The following is a 23,280-nucleotide window of genomic DNA, read 5'->3' as shown; positions in this document are numbered from 1 at the left end:
CAAAGGACACGCAATGTCTGCACCATCCGGCATCCTCTCGGGCTACCGGGTGCTCGACTGCTCGATCGCCATGGCCGGCCCGTTCGCCGCCCAGCGGCTCGGCGACCTCGGCGCCGACGTCATCAAAGTTGAGCCCACCAGCGGTGAATGGCAGCGGCACGCCCCTGCCGGCGGCGCGGTCGGCAACGAGATCAACGTCTCGTTCCTGTCGCTCAACCGCAACAAGCGGTCGCTGGCCGTCGATCTCAAACACCCTGAAGGCAAACAACTTCTGCGCGAACTGGTGGCGTCCGCAGACGTCTTCCTGCAGAACTATCGGCCGGGCGTGGCCGACCGCCTGGGTGTGGACTACGAAACCCTGCGGGAGATCAATCCCGCGCTTGTCTACGTATCGATCTCGGGCTACGGCGAAGACGGTCCGTATGCCCAGCGGCCCGGACAGGACCTGCTCCTCCAGGCGATGAGCGGCGCGATGTTGTCGTCCGGCCGAGCAGGCGATCCACCACAGGCCGCCGGGCAGTACCTGGTTGACGCGGTCACGGCGTCTACGGCGTTCGAGGGTGTGCTGGCCGCCCTGCTGCACCGTGAACGCACCGGCGAAGGGCAGAAGGTCACGGTCAACATGCTGGACGCGATCGTGACCCTGCAGATGCAGGAACTGTCGGTGTTCGCGCAAGGCGGCGTGCCTCAGGAACGCAGCGATCAGCCCCACGGCCACGTCTACATCCGTTCTCCCTACGGAACTTTCGCGACGACCGACGGCTTCCTCGCACTGTCGATGCCAGACCTGCCCACCTTGGCCGAACTGCTCGACGAGCCGCTGATCGCCGCCGACACGGCGTGGCCGCAGTCGGCGGCCGAACGGGACCGCGTGTTCGCACTGACCGCGAACCGGCTGCGCACCCGCTCAACCGAAGAGTGGCTGGCACTGTTCGAGCCCGCCGGCATCTGGTGCGCGCCGGTCTACGGGTACGCCGACGTGCTCGCCGACCCGCAGATCATCCACAACGAAACCTTCGTTCACTACCAGCACCCCACCGAGGGCTCGGTAGTGACACCCGGATTCCCGTACGGCTTCTCGAAGACGCCGGCCAAGATTCGTTTTGGCGCACCGATGGTCGGTGAGCACAGCCGGGAAGTCCTGGCCGAGATGGGCATCGATGCCGAGCGGATCGAAACGCTGATCGACGCAGGGGCGGTCGCCGATCGGACCTCGATCAAGGAACGAGTCCGTTGACCGCACTCGAAGGGATCACGTGGGATCACCCGCGTGGATATGCGGCCCTGGCTGCGGCACAGTCGGAGGACGCCGCGCCCGCATGCGAAATCAGGTGGTCGTGTCAGCCGCTGGAAGGGTTCGAATCCGCACCGATCGCCGAGACCGCGAGTCACTACGACCTGATCGTGCTCGACCATCCGCATATCGGTGAGGCGATCGACACCGCAGCGTTGCGGCCCATCGATGAATTCGTCGATGCCGCAACACTCGCCGAATGGCGCGCAAGCACCGTCGGTGCATCGTTCGATTCATACTTCGCCGACGACCGACAGTGGGCAGTGCCGCTGGACGCCGCGACGCAGGTATCGGTCGGCACGCCGGAAATCACCGGCGACATGCCGGCAACCTGGACCGACGCCGTCGAGTTCGCGCGCGACGTCCCGACATCGCTGCCGCTCGGCGGACCACATCCGTTCCTGACCCTCTGCGCGATCGCCATCTCCGAAGGCGCCGCGCCCGCGGCCACGCCCGACTGCTTTCTGCCGGAGGACGTGGTCGCCACGGCCGTGACGACCATGCGGCAGATCGTCGGCAGCGCCGACGGTGACATCAACCCGATCGGATTGCTGGAGCGCATGAGCGCCTCGACCGGTCCTCAGTACTGCCCGCTGGTGTACGGCTACGTGAACTACGCCTTGGCCACCCTTGACCGGCCGCTCACTTTCGCCGACGCGCCCCGCGGCACGGCCGGTGTCGGTTCGGTGCTGGGCGGCACCGGCATCGCGGTCAGTGCGCGGTGCGCTCCGACAGCAGAGCTGGCCGCGCATCTCCGGTGGTTGGTGGCATCCGACACGCAGACGGTCTTTGTTCCGCGCCATCACGGCCAACCGTGCCATCGGGCGGCGTGGGAAAGCCCCGATCTCAACGCTGAATTCGGTGAGTTCTACCGCAACACCCGCGCCACGGTCGACGCCGCCTGGGTCCGTCCCCGATACCACGGCTTCATCGCCGTGCAATCGCATGGCGCCGAGCATGTTCGCCAAGCCGTACGTGGTGACATGACACCACGCGAGCTGTCCGAGAGGTTGACGACCCTGCACCACAACGCATCCCGGAGGGTGCCCGCATGACATCTCCCGTACTCTCTGCCGAGATCTCGTTGAACGTCGACGGGTATGTCGCGGTGATCACGATCGACCGCCCGGCGAAGCTCAACGCGATGACCCCGGTGATGGCCGCGGATCTGGTCACCGCCGTCCGCTACTGCAACGACTCCGACGATGTCCGTGCCGTCGTGCTGACCGGCGCAGGCACCAAATCGTTCAGCGTCGGGTCCGACATCACGGCGCTCGATTCGTATGCGACGCCGTGGGATTTCCGCAATCGAACCGATTACTGTGACGCGATCCGACGCCTGCGCAAGCCGACCATCGCCGCGGTCAACGGTTACGCCCTTGGCGGCGGTTTGGAGACCGCACTGTCATGCGACATCCGGATCGCCTCCACCACAGCAAAATTCGGTGCACCCGAAGTGAAGCTCGGCTGGATCGGCGGTGGCGGCATGTCGGCGTTCCTTGCTCGGGCCGCGGGCCCGAGCAATGCGGCGCTCATGTTGATGACGGGCGACCCGATCGACGCGCGACGTGCACTGGACTGGCATCTGGTCAGCGAGCTCGTCGAACCCGACGAGCTCATCGAACGTGCGATCGACATCGCGGCCACCATCGCAGCCCGCGCCCCGATCGCAGCCGAGACCGCGAAGATCAACCTGCGCGCCGCCGCGAGCATGCCAGAAGACCAGGCCCTGGAATACGAACGTGACTTGCAGACAATCTGTTTCGCCACCGACGACGCCGCAGAAGGCCGTCGGGCGTTCGCCGAGAAACGCACACCTGAATTCCGGAGACGGTGATCCCCATGTCCCTTACCCAGCCTTGGCCGCCCACGGCAGCCACCACTCTGCCTGCCGATCACCAGCGCGCGACCCTGGTGGGCCGGCTGTTCCGCGCCGACGTCGGCGGCCCGTCGGTCGTCACAGTACGCGATGGCGAACTGGTGGACATCACGGCGACGTTCCCGACGATGCGCGACGTGGCCGAACATTCCGACCCGGCCGGCGCGGTGAACAGCGCCGCAGGTGAGCGGATCGGCCCGCTTGCCGAGGCGTTGGCGACCACTCCTCCGGAATATGCTTCGCCTCAACAGGATCGACTGTTGAGTCCGATCGATCTGCAATGCGTCAAGGCGGCCGGTGTGACCTTCGTCGCCTCGATGCTGGAGCGCATGATCGAAGAGCGCTCCCGCGGGGATGCCGAGAAGGCCGAGCATTTTCGCAGGCACATCGTCGAACTCACCGGCGCTCACCTCGCCGACATCGCGCCCGGTTCTGCGGCGGCGGCGCGGATCAAGGAACTGCTCGTTGCCGAGGACGCCTGGAGTCAGTACCTGGAGGTCGGCATCGGCCCGGACGCCGAGATCTTCACCAAGACGGCGCCGATGTCCTCGGTCGGCACGGCCGTCGACATCGGCGTGCATCCACGATCGACCTGGAACAACCCGGAACCCGAAGTGGTGCTTCTGGTCTCGTCGACGCGTCGCATTGTCGGCGCAACGCTCGGAAACGACGTCAACCTGCGTGACTTCGAAGGCCGGTCGGCGCTGCTGCTGACGAAGGCGAAGGACAACAACGCATCCTGCGCCATCGGACCGTTCGTGCGGCTCTTCGACGACGGCTTCGACCTCGACACCGTGCGCAACTGCGACGTCGAGCTCCGGGTACACGGCCGTGACGGATTCGTGCTCGACGGGCGGTCGTCGATGAAGCAGATCAGCCGCGACCCCGAAGAACTCGTGGCACAGTTGACCGCGACGCATCAGTACCCCGACGGAGCGGTGTTGTTCCTGGGCACCATGTTCGCACCGACGGACGATCGTGACGTGCCCGGCCAGGGCTTCACCCATCACGTCGACGACCTGGTGACTATCAGCACGCCCGCATTGGGAACCCTGGTCAACCGCGTCCGGACCAGCGATCAGGTCGCGCCGTGGACGTTCGGGACCGCTGACCTGTTCCGCAACCTCGCCACGCGAAAATTGCTGTGACACAGCATGGTTCATTCGACCTCCGTGGTTCGACCGCGGTGGTCACCGGATCCTCCGGCGGTATCGGGCGGGCTATCGCCGCTGCACTCGCCGGAGCGGGCGCCGAGGTGGTCGTCACGGGCCGCCGCGACACGCACGTGGCAGAGACCGTCGAGCAGATCCGCTCAGCCGGTGGATCCGCGGCCGGGTACCCACTCGACGTCCGGTCGGCCCAGAGCGTGTCGGCGTTGTTCGACACGCTCGACCGCGAACACCGTCGCATCGACATCCTGGTCAACAACGCCGGCGTGCAGTTGCGCAAGCCGCTGCTTGAGGTCACCGAAGAGGATTGGACCAGCGTGCTCGACGCCAACCTCACCGGCGCGTTCCGAATGGGCGCCCAGGTGGCTCGTCGGCTGATCGCGCAGCGCAGGCCCGGCAAGATCATCAACATCGCGTCACTGACCAGTTCGATCACCCGTCCCGGCGTCGGCGCGTATGCGGCGTCCAAGGGCGGTCTGCTGATGCTGACCCGCGCCATGGCCGCCGAGTGGGGACCGCACGGCCTGCAGGCCAACGCGATCGGGCCCGGTGTGCTCGCCACGGACATGACCGCCGAACTGACGGCCGATCCCGACTACGACGCCTGGCTGCGCAGACGCACCCCTGCCGGTCGCTGGGGTAGCGCACACGACGTGACGGGGGCGGCGGTGTTCTTGTGCTCGCCGGCTTCGGACTTCGTCAACGGCCAGATCCTCTACGTCGATGGCGGCGTCACCGCAGTCATGTGACTCAAGGCCCGGCACCGCAACTAAGCTCCGGTGAGTGGAGCGAACGGAGGCCGGCGATGGCGGGCGGTGAAGAACGTCGGCGGCGCGCTGCCGCAGCGACCAGCACAGCCACCATGGCCGATGTCGCCGAGCTCGCCGGGGTGTCGGCACAGACCGTCTCTCGCGTTCTACGCCAACCACACTCGGTATCGGAGACGACGCGGCGCAAGGTCCACGAAGCCATTCGAGCGTCCGGGTACGTGCCCAATCGCGCTGCCAGCCACCTCGCCTCCAACCAGAGCCACACCGTGGCGGCCATCCTTCCGGTGCTGTCGGCGTCGGTGTTCGCCGACACCATGCAGGCCGCCTCGGCCGTCCTGAGCCCGGCGGGTTACCAGATCCAGTTGGGCTACACCGATTACCGAACCTCAACCGAAGAGGATCTGATCCGCAATTTCCTCGGCTGGCGTCCCGACGGATTTTTCATCGTGGGTGCGCTGCACACGCCGGCCGCCGCGGCAATGCTGCGCTCGGCCGATGTCCCGATCGTCGAAACCTGGGGCTGGAGCGACCAACCACTCGATCTGCTCGTCGGTTTCTCCAATCGCCGAGCGGTCGCCGACCTCGTGCGGGCCCTGGTCGCCAAGGGCCACGAGAAGCTGGCCTTTGCCGGCGTGCTGGCTCCCGGCGACGAGCGCGCCGCCGAACGCCGGGCGGGGTTCACCGAAGTCGTCGAGGAGCTCTTTCCGGGGCAGCCGCTGCGCATCGTCAACATGGCCGAGGAGCCGGTCGCGATGCGTACCGGCCGCAAGTTGCTCGAGCGCGTGGTCGGTGACCATCCAGACGTCACCGCGGCAGTGTTCTCCAGCGACATCTTCGCCGCGGGTGCGGTGCTCTCGGCGAAGCGGCTCGGCATCGATGTGCCGGCAGACCTCGCCATCACCGGATTCGGCGATTTCGAGATCTCGGCCATGCTCGAGCCGGCCCTCACCACCGTCGCGATCGATGCCGAGGCGATCGGCGCCCGCGCGGCCGAAATACTCCTCGACCGCATGCGCGGCGAAGAGCCTCCGGCTCGCCAACTCGACGTCGGTTACACGATCCGCATGCGTGACAGTGCGTGACCGCTAATAGGCCCGCCCTGGGTTGAGGATCCCGTCGGGGTCGAACGCCGCCTTGATCCGGTGCATCAGCGCGAGTTCGACGGATCCCACCTGGCGGTCGAGCATGTCCTGTTTGAGGACGCCGATACCGTGCTCGCCGGAAATGGTGCCGCCGTGCTCGATGGCGGCCGCCACGATATCGTCGAAGGCCATCCGGGCCCGGTCCCGCTGCCCCGAGTCGGCCGGGTCGAAAACGATGGTGGGATGCAGATTCCCGTCCGCCGCATGCCCGAAGGTGCCGATGATCACGTCGTAGCGGGCCGCGATCTGTTCGATCTGCGCCAGCAGCGCAGGCATCCGGTGTACGCCGACCGCAACGTCGTCGAGCAGCGTGGCTCCGAGTCGCTCCAAGGCCGGATACGCCGCGCGCCGGGCTTCCATGAGCGCCTCCCCCTCGGCGATGTCGACGGTATGGAACACCTCGGCCCCTCTGGACTCCGCGAGCACCGCGCAGTGCTGCGCTTGTGCGCCGACGGCCGTGTCGTCGGCACCGTCGAATTGCGCCAGCATTACTGCGCCGGCGTGCTCGTCGAGGTCCATGCGGGTGGCTGCGTTGACGGCGCGCACAGTGGTCCGGTCCATCAACTCCACTGCAGCCGCGCCGTCGCCGAGTTCCAGGACCGTGGCGATGGCATCTTGCGCAGTCGGGAACGAGGCCGCCACCGTCGCCACGGCGGCGGGACGTCGCCGCAACCGCACGGTGGCCTCGACGATGATGCCGAGCGTGCCCTCCGACCCGACGAGCAGCCTGGTGAGATCGAGGCCCGCGACGTTCTTCCGGGTGAGCGCTCCGGTATGCACCGTCTCGCCCGTGCCGAGCACCGCCGTCAACTGCTGGACATGGTCTGCGGTGACACCGTATTTGGCACAGCACATGCCGCCGGCGTTGGTCGCGAGGTTTCCACCGATCGTCGATATCGCGCGGCTGCCCGGGTCGGGCGCGTACCAGAGACCGTGCGCGGCGGCAGCGCGGTCGAGATCTCCATTGAGCACACCCGGCTGGACCACGGCCGACCGTGCAATCGGGTCGATGGCGAGAATGCGATCGAGCCGCGACAACACGAGCACGATGCAACCGTCGATCGCATTGGCGGCGCCGGCCAGCCCTGTGCCCGCGCCGCGCGTGACCAGCGGGACGCGATGTTTTCTGGCGACGCGCACTGTCGCGGCAACCGCTTCGACGGCTTTGGCGATGACGACCGCACCAGGCCTGCCCGCTTCGGTGAGAAGGCATTGATCCCGCCGGTAGCCCTCCATCGCAGCCGGATCGGTGACCAGTGTCGAAACAGCCCCGGCAAGGTCATCGAGCAATGCGCTCACTGCCGCATCTCCGCTTCCCCGGCGACGCGAAGGAAGAAGTCGTCGCCGCCGACTTGGCCACCCTTGAGCACGACCTCGGCGTCGTCGAGCACCGAATTCCGGCCGAACGACCGGCACAGCAGGCCTGCCACGTCGATCGAGCTGCTGATCTCGATCGCGGTCACACCGGCCATCCCGATGATGTCCCCGGACGTGTCACCTCCCGCCACGAGCAGCCGACTCGTCAATCCGTCGCCGACCGCACCGAGCGCCAGAGTGCCGAGCCTGCGGCTCAGATCCGCCGCGGCTGCACCCGTGCCGGCACCCCGCGCCGTGTATACGACGCTGTGCCTGCCCTGTTGAAGTGCCGCACGTGCCCGCTCCGATACACCGGCCTCGTCGATATGAGCGCTGAACCATCCGGCGTCCTCGGCGGTACGGATCTGGCGGTCGGTCACCGGCGAACAACTACCGGACACGGCCAGAACCGGACCTTGTGGGGGCGCGACGTCGGCGTGTGCGGGTGCGGGCGCAACCCGCGATCCGCTGCCGACGAGGGCCGCGGCGTATCCGTACGAAAGTCCGCCCGATCCGACCGCGAACAACGGGTGACCGACTCGTGCCTGCAGATCGCGCAGCGATACGCCGAAGCGGGCCAAATCGGTGTCGGTGACCGCGTCGACGATGAATGCTGTTTCCGCAGAGTGCATTCGCTCGTCGAGAGCGACGGACAACTCGCTGTCGTCAGCGAGCAGCGGGACGTGCAGCACGCCGATCTCCCCGGCCAACTGCCGGCCGAGGTGCAGCCGGAGATCGGCCTCATCGACAGGCGTGGCCGGATGGCGGCGCATGGGTTCGTGCCGGTCCAGCCGATAGTTCTTTCCGGCGTAACTGGCGAAGTGGTTCGCGAAAACCGTCCATCGGCCGAACTCGGGCTGAGCCGGCAACACCGGAGCAGGCCACGCCAAGCCGAGTTCGTCACGGACCCCGGCGATGACAGAGCCGATATTGCCGCGCTCGGGTGACGAGTCGAAGGTCGAACACACCTTGTACTGCAGCAGTTCCGGCTTCAGCCCGGCGAGTGCCCGCAACGCGGGCAACGCCACCCGGGCAGCGCCGGTACCGGTCGTCGAACGGGCCGTTGTCGCGATGCCGATGACGTCGTAGTCGGCGTCCAGGTTCTCCTGGGCCAATTCAGCCGCAGAAGTGAGCAGCCGCGCCCGCAGGCCATACCGCTGGAACTGCCACAGCGCATCGGTGGCGCCGGTGAAATCGTCTGCGACAAAAGCTGCGAGCACCATCAGCCGAAGTGCGCGAGCGCGGCGGCGAGCTCGCGATGTTCCTTGGCCGCCTCGTCGAGGGAGATGCCCGCCGTCACGGCATCCCAGGCCTGTCGCATACTGCGCGCGCCCGCCCCCGCGCCACCCGGATGGCCGAGGACGCCCCCGCCGGCGAGCACCAGAAGATCGTCGGTGCCGGTGTGCTGCCATGTCGTCGGCGCGGTGCCCGCCCACTGTGCGGAGGAGATGACCGGAAGACATTCCCGGCCGCCGAGCAGCGGCGTGCGGACGGCTTCGACGTTGGCCGCGGTCTCCTCGTCCTCGACGAAGAACTTCGACCTGAACCCGCCCACATGCAGATGGTCCGCCCCCGCGAAACGGGCCAGCTTCTGGAACGCGGCGTAGCCCATTCCCAGATTGGGGTGACGCGATGCCGCCGCGAAGCCCGCAAGATGCCCGTGGATCACGAGATCAGTCTGCCTGCGCACCGCACACAGCGCGGGGATCCCGACGAGCGCGGTATTGACCACCGCGCACTTGCCTCCGGCCTCGGCCACATAGCTTGCCGAATCGAGCATGTGGTCGAGTTCGTCGCTGATATTGAACGCATACAGCGGGCGGCGACCCGTTTCGCTCTCCACCTCGTCGAGTGCGCGGATCACGTGCGGCACTCGTTGCCGCAGCGGTGACGGTGGGCAATCCGCGTTGACCTCGTCGTCTTTGATGAAATCCAAACCGGCCATGCCGAGTTCGCGCACCACGCGGTAGTAGTCGGGTCCGGTCAGGCCGATGTTCGGCTTCACGATCGTACCGAGCAGCACGCCCCTTGGACGGTCGACAAGCCGACGGGTTCCCGCGACGCCGTGCGGAGCGGGTGGGTAGACAGCGCCGAATTGCTCGGGGAAGTCGATGTCGAGGAGTTTGATCCCGGCCAGCTCACTCAGCTCGTACAAATTGCCGGAGACGAACGCGAGCATGCGGGTGAGTGAGGGTCCGCTGTTGGCCAGCGGGTAGCCGATTCGGACCAGACCTCCGCGCAGCAAACCGCTTTCGCGGCCACGCGCGCCGGGCAGCGGGCCGCCGAGATCCCCCGCCAGCGGCGTCATGTCCAGTATCTGCGCCCGGTGTTTGCGGTGCAGTTCCGGCGTTTCACCGGCCACCTTGGTGAAGGTTCCGGTGGTCTGCTCACCCGCGATGGCTTCTGCCGCCTGATCCAGCGGGAGGTAGCTCAGGATGCGATAGGTGACCACGATGGTGTCGTTCAAAAGGATTGCCTCTCAACGGAGATGTGGTGTCGCTCAGCCGAACAGGCCGGGAAGCCACGTGGACAGGGCGGGGACGAATGTGATCAGGACCAGCGTGAGGATCAGCGAAAGGAAGAATCGCCACGATGCGGTCGTGATCCGGTCGAGGCTGACGCCGGCGATGGACGCGCCCACGACCAGGGTCGGTGCGACCGGTGGAGTGACCAGCCCGACCAGCAGATTGATCACCACGATGACGCCGAAGTGGACCGGATCCATACCGAGGGCATCCGCCAGCGGCGCCAAGATGGGCACGGCGATGATGATGCCCGGTGCGACGTCGAGGAAGGTACCGATGATCAGCAGCAGAATGTTGATGAGAATCAACTGAATCCATACGGTCGAGGTCAGATTCAGCATGAACTCGGCGATCGTCTGGGGTATCTGCTCGATCGTCATGATCCAGCCGAACAGCGTGGAGGCCGCGATGATGAGCATCACGATGCCGGTCGCAGTGATCGCACGAGTCATGACCGCGGACAGGTCACGCAGTTTCAGCTCACGGTAGACGAGCAGTTCGACAGCCAGCGCGTAGAGCACCGTGGCGACCGCGGCCTCGGTGACCGTCAGGATTCCCGAGACGATTCCGCCGACCATGAGGACGGGGGTCAGAAGCGCCAGGAACGCACGGCCGAAGGAGCGGAAGAACTCTGGTACCGAGGCGCGCTCACCGGCCGGGTAGCCGGCCTTCACCGACTGCCAGTAACCGACGGCGATCAGCAGCACCACCATGAGAATGCCGGGCACGATGCCCGCGATGAACAGCGCGCTGATGGAGACACCTGCAGCGATTCCGTACAACACCATGGGAATCGACGGCGGGAACACCGAGCCGAGCACGCCTGCATTGGCCACGACGGCGCCCGCGAATGCCGGATCGTAACCGCGTTGGCGCATTTGGGGCACCAGCACACTCCCGACCGCGGCCGTGTTGGCCACCGACGATCCGGATACCCCGGAGAACAGCATCGTCGACAACACGCCGACCACTGCTAGGCCGCCGCGCAGGTGTCCGACCATCGTGGCGGCGAATTCGACCATGCGCCTGGCCATCGCGCCGCGGGCCATGATCTCGCCCGCGAGCAGGAAGGCCGGTATCGCGATGAGCGCGAAGGAGTCCATGCCGGTGAACATTCGTTGGGATATGACGGCCAGCGGCAGGTCGGTGCCGGTCGCCATCATGGCGACGACGACGGCCATCAGCAGTGCGATTCCCACTGCGACGTTGAGGGCGACGAGCACCGCGAAACCGCCGAAGAGCCAACCGATCATCATGATGCGCTCCGTTCGTGATTCGGGGTGTCTGCGATGGCGCCCTCGGCTTCCGCTGCCACGGCGCGGTCCTCGTCAGCGGACAGGAGGCCTTCGGCGTCGGCGCTCAGATGCAGCACGATGTGCTCGACACTGAACACCACACCGAGCACCGCGAAAATCGGGAACACCAGGTAGATCCAGGCCATCGGCATCCCGGTTGCCGGGGCCGCCGAGTCGAACCCGATGTCGATGAGGTTGCGGCTCGACAGGCCGACCACGACGAAGAACACGATGCTGACGACGTCGACACCGATGATCACGACGCGGCGCACCGCGACCGGAAACTTCGTGACGAGGCTGGAGTAACCGGCGTGCATCTGCCTGCGATGAGCCACAGTGATCGCGATGAAACTCGTGAGGATGAACAGGAATCGCGAGACTTCTTCGGTCCACGCCAGGGACTGGTCGAGGAAATAGCGGTACAACACCTGCATCGTGATGACGACCACCATGCCGACGAGGCCGGCGCCGGCAACGGCCCGAGCCACCAAGTCTAGGCCGTCTGCGATGCGGTGGAACGCCGCGGAGGATCGGAGCTGAGCCGACGGCGCGCTAAGAGTCATTGGACGCCACCAGATCGTCGTAGAGCTGCTGGCCGAACTCTTGCGCGTAGTGCTGATGCACTGGCCGGACCGCTTGGCGGAACGCGTCTTTGTCGACCTCGACGAACGCCATCCCGTTCTCGCGCAGCGTGTCCTGATACTTCTGTTCGTCTGCTGCGGTGCGTTCGTTGTGATGCGAACGCACTGTCTCGGCAGCCTCGGTGACGACCTTCTGCTGGTCCGGAGAGAGCCGATTCCAGGCGCGTTCCGACATCGCCAACATGACATAGCCGTACACGTGGTCGGTCTGCATGACATAGCGCTGGACCTCGAACAGGTTCGAGGACGCGATGATGGCGTAGGGGTTCTCCTGCCCGTCGATCACGCCTTGCTGCAGGGCGCCGTAAACCTCGGAGAACGCCATCGGGGTGGGGTTGGCACCCATGGCGCGCCAGGCGTCGATCGAAGCCGGAATCTCGGGTACTCGAATCTTGGCGCCGTCGAGCTGTGCCGGGGTGATGATCTCGCGGTTCGCGGTCAGTTCCCGTGGCCCTCGGTCGAGCCAGGCCAGGTTACGAATTCCCTTTTCCAGCAGGTCTTCCGACAGCTGCTGGCCGCCTGGTCCGGCGAGCGCACGATTGAGCGCCTGCTGACTTGTGAACATGTACGGGATTTCGAGCATCGTCATCGCGGGCTCGACCGAGGACAGCACACCGGCGACGAGCGTGAAGTCGACCGAGCCGATCTGCATACCCTCGACCATGTCGCGGTCGCCACCGAGTTGTGCGCCCGGATAGACCTTGACCTCGACCGAGCCACCACTGTTCTGGTTCACCAGATCTGCGAATTCCTGGGCCGAGGTCTGCCACGGATCGGTCGCGGAGTTGACATGCCCGAGGCGCAGTTGGATGGTGTCGTGACGGCCGCCGGAGCAGCCCGTCACTGCGCCGATCAAGGCGCACAGCGCCAATACCGCGGTCAGCGTCTTCAGCGAGGTGACCAGGCGCGCGGTCATACGGTCAACCCCGGGACGACCAGCGTCTTGATGGCCACGCCACCTTCGGCCTGGCGAGCGAATTCTGCGCCGACCTCGTGCAGCCCAATGCGTTTGGTGACGAAGCGGGCGTAGGTTTCGGTGTCGTTGTCAAGCAGACCGAGCGCCGAGTCGAAGTCGGCGCTGTTGTAGGTCAGCGACCCGACCACGGTCTGTTCGTCGGTGACCAGCGCCGATGCTGCGATCTGGGCAGTGTCGGCGTACAGGCCGAGCAACACTATCCGTCCCCCGGGTCGCGTGAGGGCCGCCGCATCGACGAGGCTGCCGGGCGCGGTGGCGGCGACGATCGTGATGTCCGATCGGCCGAACCGGTCGGCCCGCAACGAGTCGACGATGTCGGACGTTCGTACGTCAGAAGGCCTGTGTGCGCCCAGTTGTCCTGCAACTCTGAGCTTTTCATCATCGATGTCGGTTACGACGTCGACCTCGGCTCCGAGGTGGCGCGCCACCATCAGGCACAGCAGTCCGATGGTGCCCGAGCCGACGATGTTCACCGTCATGCCCGGGCCGGTGCCGCCGCGGCGATTCGCGTGGCTAGCGACCGCCAAGGGTTCGGCGAGCGCCGCCAGGTCGAGCGGAACACCGTCCGGCACACGATGAACCATGTTCGCGGGCGCGGCGAAGTACTCGGCAAGGCTACCGGTCCAGTCATGGGTGGCCGGGTACTGCTTGCGCTCGCAGATTTCGTTGTCTCCGTGCCGACATGCCCGGCAGGTCCCACAGATTCGGTGCGGCTGGATGGCCACCCGCTCCCCTACTTCGACCGAGGTGACGCCGGAGCCTCGTGCGTACACCGTGCCGGCAGGCTCATGTCCCAGCACGACCGGCGGCTGCCGGAAGGGGTGACGGCCGTGCCACGCGTGCAAGTCGGAGCCGCAGATGCCGGAGGCCTCGACGGCGATCACGACCTCATCGGCCCGCGGTTGCGGTTCGGCGATATCGCGAAGTTCGACGCTGCGGTGCGCCGTGAGGACAGCCGCCTTCATCGGCGCGCCTTCACGGTCGAGGGTCCGGACCACTCCAAGCGGGGCAAGGGAGATCGAGCGGGGCCAGTCCGGACCATGGGGCATCCTCCGTGCGTCGTCGATGAAGACGTAGGTTGTACGTACAATTGATACGTACAAGTATGATGTGGGGCACATTGCGTGTCAACTGTGACTGCGAGCCCTGACTTAGCCTCTATTTGCTGACCGATTTTGATAGGGGGCACCGTGGTGTCAGAGCCGCTACTGGACCGTGACAGCGGTGTCCCCCTCTATGCGCAGATCCGCGACGTTCTGCGCGGCCAGATACTCGGTCAGCACATCGCCCCGGGCGAGCATCTGCCCGGCGAGCTGGAACTCCAGGAGAGATTCGGCGTGGCGCGCAGCGTTATCCGCCAGGCGCTGTCCGAACTCGCGGACGCCGGACTCATCAGGCGCGAACGCGGCCGGGGCAGTGTCGTCGTCCCCACACGGTTGCATCACCGGCGAGCAGAACAGGCGGGCGGCCTGAGCCGACAGTTGGCGGCGGCAGGCGAGCACCTGCGGACCGTGGTGCTCGACCTGAGGGCCGCGACCGCACCGGACGCCGCAGTCCCGGCGCTCCGGACCGCCGACGCCTGGCGCATCGAGCGCCTGCGCTTCGTCGACGAGGAGCCGCTGGTTTTCATGCGGTCGTGGGTGTCCCGGGAACTGTTCCCCGACCTCACTGCCGACGCGATCGAGGGGTCGCTGCTCGGCTACATGCGGTCGACGGGGGTCGTTCCGGTCGGCGGCCCGCGCCAGTTACGAGCAGTGCCCGCGGATCCGACCGTGGCCGACCATCTGGGTATCGACGTCGGCACTCCGGTGCTGTTGCTGCAGGCATTGACCAACGACGACCAGGGCCGCGGCCTGGAGTGGTCCACGTTGTGGCACCAGCCGTCAACTGTTTTCGATGTCGATGCAAAGGTGGAGACCAGGGTCGACGCGCCGGCCGATCCGGCGGCTCCTGGTTCCCCGGACTTCGACCGGGTGCGCGAGCTGATCGCCGAGCTCGCATCGATCATCGGGCCCGGCCGGGCCTGAGTGCGGCCCTCGGATCCCGCCTCCCAATTGACGAGCCTGTTCTGGGAGAATCACCGCCATGAGTCCCACGCGCGGCGAAGCCCCGGATCGAAACCTTGCCCTTGAACTCGTCCGGGTAACCGAGGCGGGAGCCATGGCCGCGGGCCGTTGGGTCGGCCGCGGTGACAAAGAAGGTGGTGACGGGGCCGCCGTCGACGCCATGCGCGAGCTGGTCAACTCGGTTTCGATGCGCGGTGTCGTCGTCATCGGCGAGGGCGAGAAGGACAACGCCCCGATGCTCTACAACGGCGAAGAGGTCGGCAACGGCGACGGGCCGGAATGTGATTTCGCGGTCGACCCCATCGACGGCACCACGCTGATGAGCAAGGGCATGCCGAACGCGATCTCGGTGCTCGCGGTCGCCGAGCGCGGCGCGATGTTCGATCCGTCGGCGGTGTTCTACATGAACAAGATCGCGGTCGGGCCCGAAGCCGTCGACGCCATCGACATCACCGCCCCGATCGGCGAGAACGTCCGCCAGGTCGCCAAGGCCAAGGGCCTGTCGGTGTCGGACATGACCGTCTGCATCCTGGACCGCCCGCGTCACGAGCAACTGATCGCCGATGTCCGTGACACCGGCGCCCGCATACGGTTGATCTCCGACGGCGACGTCGCGGGCGCGATCTCGGCATGCCGCCCGCACTCCGGTACCGACATGCTCGCCGGCATCGGCGGCACGCCGGAAGGCATCATCGCCGCCGCCGCGATCCGCTGCATGGGCGGCGCGATCCAGGCTCAGCTGGCGCCCAAGGACGACGAGGAGCGGCAGAAGGCCGTCGACCGCGGCTACGACCTGGACGAGGTCCTGGTGACCGAGCACCTGGTGTCCGGTGAGAACGTGTTCTTCTGCGCCACCGGCGTCACCGACGGTGACCTGCTCAAGGGTGTGCGTTACGCGAGCGGCGGCTGCACCACGCAGTCGATCGTGATGCGCTCGAAGTCCGGAACGGTCCGCATGATCGAGGCCTATCACCGGCTGTCCAAGCTCAACGAGTACTCCGCGATCGACTTCACCGGGGACTCGTCGGCGATCCAACCCCTGCCCTGACAACCCACACATCTCAAAGGGAGCACATGTCCGACAAAGCCGTCGACGCATCAGGTGAAGGCGAGTACCGCATCGAGCACGACACCATGGGCGAGGTCCGGGTTCCGGTCAACGCCCTGTGGCGCGCACAGACCCAGCGGGCCGTGGAGAACTTCCCGATCTCGTTCCGCGGTCTGGAGCGCACTCAGATCCGCGCGCTCGGCCTGCTGAAAGCGGCCTGCGCCCAGGTCAACAAGGACCTCGGCCTGCTGGCGCCCGAGAAGGCCGACGCGATCATCGCCGCGGCCGGTGAGATCGCCGACGGGCAGCATGACGATCAGTTCCCGATCGACGTGTTCCAGACCGGCTCGGGTACGAGCTCGAACATGAACACCAACGAGGTGATCGCCTCGATCGCGGCCCGCAATGGCGTGACGGTGCATCCCAACGACGACGTGAACATGTCGCAGAGCTCCAACGACACGTTCCCCACCGCGACCCACATCGCCGCCACCGAAGCCGCTGTGCGCCACCTGATTCCGGCCTTGGAGGTGCTGCACGAGTCGCTGGCCGCCAAGGCCCGGCAGTGGCGGACCGTGGTGAAGTCAGGCCGCACGCACCTGATGGACGCCGTCCCGGTGACGCTGGGCCAGGAGTTCGGCGGGTACGCCCGCCAGATCGAGGCCGGCATCGAGCGGGTCAAGGCGACCCTGCCGCGCCTGGGTGAGCTGGCCATCGGCGGCACCGCCGTCGGCACCGGGCTCAACGCGCCCGACGGCTTCGGCGCCAAGGTCGTCGAGGTGCTGGTCAACCAGACCGGCCTGGCCGAATTGCGTACGGCCGTGGACTCATTCGAGGCCCAGGCCGCCCGTGACGGGCTGGTCGAGGCGTCCGGCGCGCTGCGCACCATCGCGGTGTCACTGACCAAGATCGCCAACGATGTGCGCTGGATGGGCTCGGGCCCGCTGACCGGCCTGGCCGAAATCCAGCTCCCCGATCTGCAGCCGGGCAGCTCGATCATGCCGGGCAAGGTCAATCCCGTTCTGCCGGAAGCGGTTACACAGGTGGCGTGCCAGGTGGTCGGCAACGACGCCGCGATCGCGATGGGCGGCGCGTCGGGAGCCTTCGAACTCAACGTGTACATCCCGATGATGGCGCGCAACCTGCTCGAATCGTTCACGCTGCTGTCGAACGTGTCGAAGCTGTTCGCCGCGCGCTGCATCGACGGCCTGGTCGCCAACGAGGAGCATTTGCGTGAGCTGGCCGAGTCCTCGCCGTCGATCGTGACGCCGCTGAACTCGGCGATCGGCTACGAGGAGGCCGCCAAGGTCGCCAAGCAGGCGCTCAAGGAGAAGAAGACCATCCGCCAGACCGTGATCGACCGCGGGCTGATCGGCGACAAGCTGTCGGAGGCCGAGCTCGACAAACGCCTCGACGTGCTCGCCATGGCCAAGGTCAAAGACGGCGACTGACCCTTCCTTTTCCTTACGGCGAGCAGTCCCCGCAAGCGGGACTGCTCGCCGTAAGTGACTTTCTGCTCTACCGCTGAACATCGCGCACCGGCATCGTGGAACGGTGACCACCGGCTTTCCCGACGCCGTGCGGACCGCACTGTCTCTGGCGGTTCGCGCGCCATCGGTGCACAACTCGCAACCGTGGCGCTGGCAGATGGGTGCCGACAGCCTGTGCCTGTATGCCGACCGTACGCACCATCTGCCTGACGCCGACAGCCGCGACCTGCTGTTGAGCTGTGGCGCGACCCTGCACCACTGCGTCGTCGCGCTGGCCAGGCTGGGATACCAGGCCACCGTTCACCGGTTGCCCGACCGGGCCGACCCAGATCTTGTGGCCGCGCTCACCGCCGAGCCCCGCGTCCCCACCGACGCAGACGTGACGCTGGCGGCGGCCATCGGCCGTCGCCCCATCGACGGCCGGCCCTACTTCGACCGCGAGGTCTCCCCCGCCGACATCGCATTGATGGGCGCGAGGGCCGCGCGAGCCGGGGTGACGTTGCGTCGCGTCGAGTCGTTCACCGATCTCACCCCCATCATGGACGTGGCTCGCCAGATCTCCGACCGCGGTGTGGTGGTCGCGCTGGGCACCCGTGATGACGACGATCTGGCACGGCTGCGCGCCGGGGAGGCGACGAGTCTCGTGTTGCTCACCGCGACCGCACTCGGGCTGGCTACCTGCCCGCTCACCGAGCCCCTCGAGGTGGCGCACACGCGAGCGGCGTTGCGCGACGAGATCTTCGATGGCCGCGAGCATCCGCAAGTGCTCATCCAGCTGGGCTGGGCCCTCGACGATGTCGCCCCGCTGCCCGACGCCCCGCGCCGCCAACCGGCATAGACGCTAGGCCGGTAGCGGCGCCACCCAGTGCAGCAGAGTGCCTCCGCCCGAACGGTTCTCGACCGTCAACCGCCCGCCGGACTGGGCGGCGCGCTCACGAAGATTCACCAGCCCGCTCTCGGTGACCGGCCCGGTGATACCGCGGCCGTTGTCAGCGACCTCGATGCTCAGATCGTCTTCGACTTTCACTCGAACAGTGAGTTCGGTTGCGCCCGAATGTCTTACCGCGTTGCTGACGGCTTCGCGCAGCACGGCCTCGGCATGGTCGGCCAGCGCGGGATCGACGACCGACAGCGGTCCGACGAACTGCGTGGTGGTGTGTAGCCCGGCACCGGAGAACTGCGCGATGATTTCGTCGAGCCGCTGGCGCAGCCGGGTGCTTCCGACCTGCGAACCATGCAAATCGAAGATGGCCGTGCGGATGTCCTGTATGACGGCCTGCAGGTCGTCGACGCTCGCGGCGAGCCGCTCCTGCACTTCGCCGGACCGCGCCCGCGGGATCGTGCCCTGCAGCGAAAGGCCTACGGCGAACAGCCGCTGGATCACGTGGTCGTGCAGGTCTCTGGCGATGCGGTCGCGGTCGGTAAGGACATCGAGTTCGCGCATCCGCCGCTGTGAGCCGGCCAGCTGCCAGGCCAGCGCGGCCTGATCGGCGAACGCGGCCATCATCTCCAACTGCTCGGCGGTGAACGGCCGGGTGTGCTCACCACGCAGTGCCACCAGAACGCCTGCCACGGCATCGGTGGCGCGCAGCGGCAACACCAGGGCCGGGCCCGCGAGGCCGGCGACACCGACTTCCGACCCGTCGACGCGGCGCGGCGTGCGATCCAGATACGCCTGGCCGATCGGTGTCCCACCGACCGCGATCGTCGACAACAGTGCACCGTCGGGCACCACTCCCGCCGTCTCGGCGACCACGAGTTCGTCGACGTCCGCGGCCTCGGGATCCGCCGGAACGGCCACGAGCGTGCCTTCGGCGTCGGTGAGCTTGAGCGCCTCCGCTGCCACCAGCCGGAACACCGTGGCGGGATCCGTTCCGGACAGCAACTCGGTGGCGATGTCGCGCGTGGCGGCGATCCACGACTGACGGGCTTGCGACTGCTCGTAGAGCCGGGCGTTGTCGACGGCGATACCCGCGGCGGCAGCCAGCGCCTGCACCAGGACTTCGTCGTCTTCGCTGAACGGCTGGCCGTTGATCTTCTCGGTCAGGTAAAGGTTGCCGAACACCTTGTCCCTCGTGCGCACGGGCACCCCGAGAAACGTGCGCATCGGCGGATGGTGGGACGGGAAGCCGACCGACGCCGGATGCAGCCGAATGTCTTCGAGCCGAATAGGTTTCGGGTCATCGATCAGCACACCCAGGACACCGCGCCCCTCCGGCAGCGGTCCGATCTGGTACCGGGTCTCCTCATCGATTCCCTCGTAGATGAACTCGGTGAGTTCGTGGCCCTCGCCGCGCACACCCAGGGCGCCGTAGCGGGCGTCGACGAGTTCGATCGCGGTGTGCACGATGGTCTTGAGCGTGACGTCGAGCTCGAGGCCCGATGTCACCACGAGCATCGCCTCGACCAGACCGTCGAGCCGATCGCGCCCTTCGACGATCTGCTCGACGCGGTCCTGGACCTCGCTGAGCAGTTCGCGCAGCCGCAGCTGCGAGAGCGTGTCACGCAACGGCGCCATCCGCTGCTCCTCGTCGGGCGCAGGCCCTTGCCCAGTCACGTCCCCCATGCTGGCATTGCTGCCTGTCGAGCACCAACCTTCACACGGCGGCCGGCTCGGGGCCGAAACGGAATCGCCGTCCGGTGATTCGCGTCGGCGTCACCCGCACCCAGTGGGTCTTCGCGGTAGCGGTCCACGGCAGCAACTGCGCCCGCTCGGCAGCGTCGAGTTCGTCGTCGGTGCGCAGCGTGTGCGCGACACCGCGGACGATCACGCTCCAGCCCTCGGCCACGTTGTGTTCGTCGACCTCGAACAGCACCTGATGGTTGATCGCCGCACTGATCAGCTTGGTGCCCTCCGCCGTTCGGAACAGGATCGTGCGGCCCTGCACCGCGAAATTCACCGGGAAGATGTGTGCCTCGTTGTCGACCGTGGTGACAAGCCGTCCCAGCGCGACGCTCCCGAGCAGTTCCCAGCTCTCCCGCTCCGAGAGGATCGTGACCGCATCATTCCCGGCCGGCTTGGCCGGGCTCACCACTGTGCCGAGTTCATAGCTCATGTATCCGAGATTATTGAGCGCCGCAGGCCGCGACCACGGGCGAAAAGCCCCGGTTGTAGGGACTAAAGTCCCCTGCGGTCCAGCTTCGACGCGAACACGGCGGCCTGCGTGCGACGTTCCATCCCCAGCTTCGCCAGCAACCGCGACACGTAGTTCTTGACGGTCTTCTCGGCCAGGAACATCCTCGCCGCGATCTGCTTGTTGGTCAGGCCTTCGCCGAGTAGGTCGAGCAACACCCGCTCCTGCTGCGTGAGCCCCGACAGCGGGTCGGAGCGCTCGGCGTCGCCGCGCAGCTTGGCCATCAGCGCCGCCGCGGCCCGGTTGTCGAGCAGCGAGCGGCCCGCGCCGACATCCTTGATCGCCTGGGCGAGCTCCATGCCTTTGATGTCCTTGACCACATACCCGCTCGCGCCGGCGAGGATGGCGTCGAGCATCGCCTCGTCGGACGTGTACGACGTCAACATCAGGCACCGCAGATCCGGCATCCGCGACAACAGATCCCGGCACAGCTCGATCCCGTTGCCGTCGGGGAGCCGGACGTCGAGCACTGCGACGTCCGGCTTCAGCGCGGGCACCCGGGCCAGCGCCTGGGCCACCGAATCGGCTTCCCCGATCACGTCGAGTTCGGGATCGGCGCTCAGCAAGTCGATCAGACCACGCCGCACCACCTCATGGTCGTCGACGAGAAAGACCCTGATCATCCCCCGAGTCTCACAACCGCTGCTGCCGATCGCAAGTGAGCAGCGAGCAGTCGGAGTCCGCCAACTCACCGACCCGGCCGTGTTCGGGGCCGATCACCACGAGCTGAATCGAATCGCGGTGCGCTGCCAGATAATCCAATGTGCTGCCGTCGCCGGCGACAGTCTGCACAGTCAGCTCCGGGTAGCGCCGGCGCCAGCGGGTGAGCCTGCGGTCGAGTTGAGCCTGTGCCAGCCGGTTGCGATCGGCGAGCGCGGTCGCGTCGTACATGTCGCTGTAGCGGTGCTGCCACGTCGTCATCACGCACAGCGGCGCACCGCGAAGCCGGGCCTCGTCGACACCGGCCTGCAGCGCGGTGCTGCTGGCGGGCCGCCCATCGAACTCGACCAGGATTCCTCCGCCTCCGGAAGCGGGTGTGCGGACCACGGCCACCGGGCAGTGCGCCGATTTGGCGACGGCCGACGCCGTCGCGCCGATGCGGCCGTGCGCGGCATCGTCTCGGCCGGTGGCGCCGACACACAGCATCGCGGCGGACCGCGATGCCTCGACCAGTGCCTCGATCGGCTTGTCCTGCACCACTTCCAGCTCGATCTTGACGGGTTGTTCGGTCGCTTCAACTGCGGTGAAGGCCTGCCGGATCGCGAGTTCGGCCGTCGCCAGTGCGCGGGCGGCACACTCGTGGTCGGTTCCGTTGTCAGCCGGGTCGATGGCATAGACCAGGCGCAACGGAATGTCGCGGCTGACAGCCTCTTTGACCGCCCAGATGGCGGCATCCAACGCGCTTTGCGATCCGTCGATTCCGACAACCACCGCATGTGCAGTCGACATCAAAATCTCCTAGGCGAAAGTGAGGATGGCTTCGACGGGCCGGCGCGGTGTGGGCGGCGGCACGTCTTCGAGCGATGGCGCGATGCCGATCCGGACGAGCACCTGGGGGCAGGCATCCCGGTCGATCAGTCGGCCGATGATGTCGCGGCTCGCGTGCAGTTCGGTCACGTGGGTCACCGGGCAACTGCCGAGTCCGGCGAGCGTGCATTCCAGCAGCGTGGTCGACAGCGCCTCACCGGCGTCAAGCGCATCCTCGCGGCTGTAGCCGTCGGTCGAGAGCACCACGATCGTCGCGGAGTCTTCGTTGACTCCTGCGCGGCGTTCGCTGTGCGCGGTGACCGGGAAGGCCCGCGACAACCCGACCCGTTCGCTTTCCTCCGCGGAAACCAGCGAGCTCTGCGGGATACCGTCTTCGGTGGCGAACGGCGTTGTCCACCAGGCGAGTTCAGCGTGGTAGGCCGAGTCGTAGAGGCGCAGTGATTCCGTCAGCGCGGCGGCCTCGGCCAGCTCCGGCCGGTCATCGTCGCTGAGCACGTCGAAGTGCACCGGCCCGTCGGCGAGCCGGGCACGCAGCAACGGCTCGAACGAATCCCAGTCCGCATACGCCGCCATCGGCAGCCGGTCGGTGCGCCGCGCGAGGATCGCGTCGGCGCGCCGGCGATGCGCGTCGGTCACGAACTGCATCGGGCTGAAATGCACGGTCGCCAGATGGTCGCGGTTGTTCGGGTTGGGGAACCGCTCGACGGAGGTCGCCCAGCCGGAAGCCGCCAGCGCGACGCGCAGGTGATCGAGCATCACCCCACAGCTGACAACGGCCTCACGCGACGAGCGGTCCGTCGAATGCACCACCCGATTGGTGTCGAGGAACAGTTTCAAACCCTCATCGTCTGCCACCCAGCGCCACGGCTGAGTGTTGTGCAACGACGGCGCACGCGACGCCAACTGCACGGCGGCGGTGATGGTTGCGGTATCGATCATGGTGTCGGGCATGCCACCAGCCTCGTCGCGCACGCCAGTGCGGGTTAGGGTCTTTGGTCCTCAACCCG

22 protein-coding genes are annotated in these 23,280 nt (G+C 66.9%); 10 read left to right on the top strand and 12 right to left on the bottom strand.

Going from position 1 to position 23,280, the window contains the following annotated elements; all coding sequences use genetic code 11:
- Positions 1–13 precede the first annotated feature (13 nt).
- From ACOI2T_RS08670 to ACOI2T_RS08645, 6 genes are read left to right on the top strand one after another with little or no spacing between them, the layout of a single operon-like run.
- Complete coding sequence (locus tag ACOI2T_RS08670; RefSeq protein WP_409503276.1) at positions 14–1,237, top strand: CaiB/BaiF CoA transferase family protein; 1,224 nt, start codon at positions 14–16, stop codon at positions 1,235–1,237.
- A complete protein-coding gene (locus tag ACOI2T_RS08665) occupies positions 1,234–2,349 on the top strand; it encodes a hypothetical protein (RefSeq protein ID WP_409503277.1) in 1,116 nt (371 codons plus the stop codon). Before ACOI2T_RS08670 ends, ACOI2T_RS08665 begins: the two co-directional genes overlap by 4 nt.
- Entirely contained in the window at positions 2,346–3,131 is a 786-nt protein-coding gene (locus ACOI2T_RS08660; RefSeq protein WP_409503278.1) for an enoyl-CoA hydratase/isomerase family protein, read from the top strand. The genes ACOI2T_RS08665 and ACOI2T_RS08660 overlap by 4 nt, the downstream gene beginning before the upstream one ends.
- Before the next feature lie 5 nt (positions 3,132–3,136).
- The gene (locus ACOI2T_RS08655) at positions 3,137–4,321 is read left to right on the top strand and encodes a fumarylacetoacetate hydrolase family protein (protein ID WP_409503279.1); all 1,185 of its coding nucleotides are present in this window, start codon (positions 3,137–3,139) and stop codon (positions 4,319–4,321) included.
- 38 nt (positions 4,322–4,359) lie between these two features.
- Positions 4,360–5,091 (top strand): SDR family oxidoreductase, encoded by a 732-nt coding sequence (locus ACOI2T_RS08650; protein ID WP_421876292.1) that lies wholly within the window; start codon positions 4,360–4,362, stop codon positions 5,089–5,091.
- A gap of 56 nt (positions 5,092–5,147) precedes the next feature.
- On the top strand, positions 5,148–6,194 hold the full coding sequence (locus ACOI2T_RS08645; RefSeq protein WP_409503281.1) for a LacI family DNA-binding transcriptional regulator: 1,047 nt from the start codon (positions 5,148–5,150) through the stop codon (positions 6,192–6,194).
- Positions 6,195–6,197: 3 nt separating this feature from the next.
- On the opposite strand, the gene ACOI2T_RS08640 is transcribed toward ACOI2T_RS08645, so the two are convergent.
- From ACOI2T_RS08640 to ACOI2T_RS08610, 7 genes are all read right to left on the bottom strand, one after another.
- The gene (locus ACOI2T_RS08640; protein WP_409503282.1) at positions 6,198–7,553 is read right to left on the bottom strand and encodes an FAD-binding oxidoreductase; all 1,356 of its coding nucleotides are present in this window, start codon (positions 7,551–7,553) and stop codon (positions 6,198–6,200) included.
- Positions 7,550–8,833, bottom strand: a complete 1,284-nt coding sequence (locus tag ACOI2T_RS08635; RefSeq protein ID WP_409503283.1) for a four-carbon acid sugar kinase family protein — start codon at positions 8,831–8,833, stop codon at positions 7,550–7,552. Before ACOI2T_RS08635 ends, ACOI2T_RS08640 begins: the two co-directional genes overlap by 4 nt.
- Positions 8,833–10,077, bottom strand: a complete 1,245-nt coding sequence (locus tag ACOI2T_RS08630) for a RuBisCO large subunit C-terminal-like domain-containing protein (RefSeq protein WP_409503284.1) — start codon at positions 10,075–10,077, stop codon at positions 8,833–8,835. The genes ACOI2T_RS08635 and ACOI2T_RS08630 overlap by 1 nt, the downstream gene beginning before the upstream one ends.
- Before the next feature lie 33 nt (positions 10,078–10,110).
- Positions 10,111–11,391 carry a TRAP transporter large permease gene (locus ACOI2T_RS08625; protein WP_409503285.1) on the bottom strand — a complete coding sequence of 427 codons (1,281 nt, stop codon included), beginning with the start codon at positions 11,389–11,391 and terminating at the stop codon, positions 10,111–10,113.
- Entirely contained in the window at positions 11,388–11,918 is a 531-nt protein-coding gene (locus tag ACOI2T_RS08620; RefSeq protein ID WP_409503286.1) for a TRAP transporter small permease, read from the bottom strand. Before ACOI2T_RS08620 ends, ACOI2T_RS08625 begins: the two co-directional genes overlap by 4 nt.
- Before the next feature lie 64 nt (positions 11,919–11,982).
- Complete coding sequence (locus ACOI2T_RS08615; RefSeq protein WP_409503287.1) at positions 11,983–12,987, bottom strand: TRAP transporter substrate-binding protein; 1,005 nt, start codon at positions 12,985–12,987, stop codon at positions 11,983–11,985.
- Positions 12,984–14,012 (bottom strand): zinc-dependent alcohol dehydrogenase, encoded by a 1,029-nt coding sequence (locus tag ACOI2T_RS08610; RefSeq protein WP_409503288.1) that lies wholly within the window; start codon positions 14,010–14,012, stop codon positions 12,984–12,986. The genes ACOI2T_RS08615 and ACOI2T_RS08610 overlap by 4 nt, the downstream gene beginning before the upstream one ends.
- Before the next feature lie 225 nt (positions 14,013–14,237).
- Between ACOI2T_RS08610 and ACOI2T_RS08605 the strand changes: the two genes are divergently transcribed.
- The 4 genes from ACOI2T_RS08605 to ACOI2T_RS08590 all read left to right on the top strand — a co-directional run bounded on the left by ACOI2T_RS08605 (position 14,238) and on the right by ACOI2T_RS08590 (position 18,489).
- Positions 14,238–15,074 (top strand): GntR family transcriptional regulator, encoded by an 837-nt coding sequence (locus tag ACOI2T_RS08605; protein ID WP_421876286.1) that lies wholly within the window; start codon positions 14,238–14,240, stop codon positions 15,072–15,074.
- 58 nt (positions 15,075–15,132) lie between these two features.
- A complete protein-coding gene (gene glpX / locus ACOI2T_RS08600) occupies positions 15,133–16,161 on the top strand; it encodes a class II fructose-bisphosphatase (protein ID WP_067844684.1) in 1,029 nt (342 codons plus the stop codon).
- 26 nt (positions 16,162–16,187) lie between these two features.
- On the top strand, positions 16,188–17,612 hold the full coding sequence (locus tag ACOI2T_RS08595; protein ID WP_067844682.1) for a class II fumarate hydratase: 1,425 nt from the start codon (positions 16,188–16,190) through the stop codon (positions 17,610–17,612).
- A 103-nt stretch (positions 17,613–17,715) separates the two neighbouring features.
- A complete protein-coding gene (locus tag ACOI2T_RS08590; RefSeq protein WP_409503289.1) occupies positions 17,716–18,489 on the top strand; it encodes an NAD(P)H nitroreductase in 774 nt (257 codons plus the stop codon).
- A gap of 3 nt (positions 18,490–18,492) precedes the next feature.
- Here ACOI2T_RS08590 and ACOI2T_RS08585 read toward each other — a convergent pair whose 3' ends face one another.
- The 5 genes from ACOI2T_RS08585 to ACOI2T_RS08565 all read right to left on the bottom strand — a co-directional run bounded on the left by ACOI2T_RS08585 (position 18,493) and on the right by ACOI2T_RS08565 (position 23,224).
- A complete protein-coding gene (locus tag ACOI2T_RS08585; protein ID WP_409503290.1) occupies positions 18,493–20,217 on the bottom strand; it encodes a GAF domain-containing sensor histidine kinase in 1,725 nt (574 codons plus the stop codon).
- A 31-nt stretch (positions 20,218–20,248) separates the two neighbouring features.
- Positions 20,249–20,707: a pyridoxamine 5'-phosphate oxidase family protein gene (locus tag ACOI2T_RS08580; protein ID WP_409503291.1), complete on the bottom strand. Its 459-nt coding sequence runs from the start codon at positions 20,705–20,707 to the stop codon at positions 20,249–20,251.
- A gap of 62 nt (positions 20,708–20,769) precedes the next feature.
- Positions 20,770–21,408 (bottom strand): hypoxia response regulator transcription factor DosR/DevR, encoded by a 639-nt coding sequence (gene dosR, locus ACOI2T_RS08575; protein ID WP_085143984.1) that lies wholly within the window; start codon positions 21,406–21,408, stop codon positions 20,770–20,772.
- A gap of 10 nt (positions 21,409–21,418) precedes the next feature.
- Positions 21,419–22,234 carry a universal stress protein gene (locus ACOI2T_RS08570; RefSeq protein ID WP_409503292.1) on the bottom strand — a complete coding sequence of 272 codons (816 nt, stop codon included), beginning with the start codon at positions 22,232–22,234 and terminating at the stop codon, positions 21,419–21,421.
- 9 nt (positions 22,235–22,243) lie between these two features.
- Positions 22,244–23,224 (bottom strand): Acg family FMN-binding oxidoreductase, encoded by a 981-nt coding sequence (locus tag ACOI2T_RS08565; RefSeq protein ID WP_409503293.1) that lies wholly within the window; start codon positions 23,222–23,224, stop codon positions 22,244–22,246.
- Between the last annotated feature and the right edge of the window lie 56 nt (positions 23,225–23,280).

The sequence above is a fragment of the Mycolicibacterium wolinskyi str. Jessa 2025 genome (genome assembly GCF_049241375.1).
Taxonomy (GTDB): Bacteria; Actinomycetota; Actinomycetes; order Mycobacteriales; family Mycobacteriaceae; genus Mycobacterium; species Mycobacterium wolinskyi.
The sequence above is the reverse complement of the archived record's forward strand: the minus strand, read 5'-3'. Positions and strand labels throughout refer to the sequence as shown.

Excerpts from the sequence above, each read along its gene's own strand:
- ACOI2T_RS08625 (WP_409503285.1), bottom strand. The coding sequence starts at position 11,391 with ATGATGATCGGTTGGCTCTTCGGCGGTTTCGCGGTGCTCGTCGCCCTC.
- ACOI2T_RS08645 (WP_409503281.1), top strand. The coding sequence starts at position 5,148 with ATGGCGGGCGGTGAAGAACGTCGGCGGCGCGCTGCCGCAGCGACCAGC.
- ACOI2T_RS08595 (WP_067844682.1), top strand. The coding sequence starts at position 16,188 with ATGTCCGACAAAGCCGTCGACGCATCAGGTGAAGGCGAGTACCGCATC.
- ACOI2T_RS08615 (WP_409503287.1), bottom strand. The coding sequence starts at position 12,987 with ATGACCGCGCGCCTGGTCACCTCGCTGAAGACGCTGACCGCGGTATTG.
- ACOI2T_RS08660 (WP_409503278.1), top strand. The coding sequence starts at position 2,346 with ATGACATCTCCCGTACTCTCTGCCGAGATCTCGTTGAACGTCGACGGG.
- ACOI2T_RS08670 (WP_409503276.1), top strand. The coding sequence starts at position 14 with ATGTCTGCACCATCCGGCATCCTCTCGGGCTACCGGGTGCTCGACTGC.
- ACOI2T_RS08610 (WP_409503288.1), bottom strand. The coding sequence starts at position 14,012 with ATGAAGGCGGCTGTCCTCACGGCGCACCGCAGCGTCGAACTTCGCGAT.
- ACOI2T_RS08585 (WP_409503290.1), bottom strand. The coding sequence starts at position 20,217 with ATGGGGGACGTGACTGGGCAAGGGCCTGCGCCCGACGAGGAGCAGCGG.
- ACOI2T_RS08635 (WP_409503283.1), bottom strand. The coding sequence starts at position 8,833 with ATGGTGCTCGCAGCTTTTGTCGCAGACGATTTCACCGGCGCCACCGAT.
- dosR (WP_085143984.1), bottom strand. The coding sequence starts at position 21,408 with ATGATCAGGGTCTTTCTCGTCGACGACCATGAGGTGGTGCGGCGTGGT.
- glpX (WP_067844684.1), top strand. The coding sequence starts at position 15,133 with ATGAGTCCCACGCGCGGCGAAGCCCCGGATCGAAACCTTGCCCTTGAA.
- ACOI2T_RS08580 (WP_409503291.1), bottom strand. The coding sequence starts at position 20,707 with ATGAGCTATGAACTCGGCACAGTGGTGAGCCCGGCCAAGCCGGCCGGG.
- ACOI2T_RS08565 (WP_409503293.1), bottom strand. The coding sequence starts at position 23,224 with ATGCCCGACACCATGATCGATACCGCAACCATCACCGCCGCCGTGCAG.
- ACOI2T_RS08655 (WP_409503279.1), top strand. The coding sequence starts at position 3,137 with ATGTCCCTTACCCAGCCTTGGCCGCCCACGGCAGCCACCACTCTGCCT.
- ACOI2T_RS08570 (WP_409503292.1), bottom strand. The coding sequence starts at position 22,234 with ATGTCGACTGCACATGCGGTGGTTGTCGGAATCGACGGATCGCAAAGC.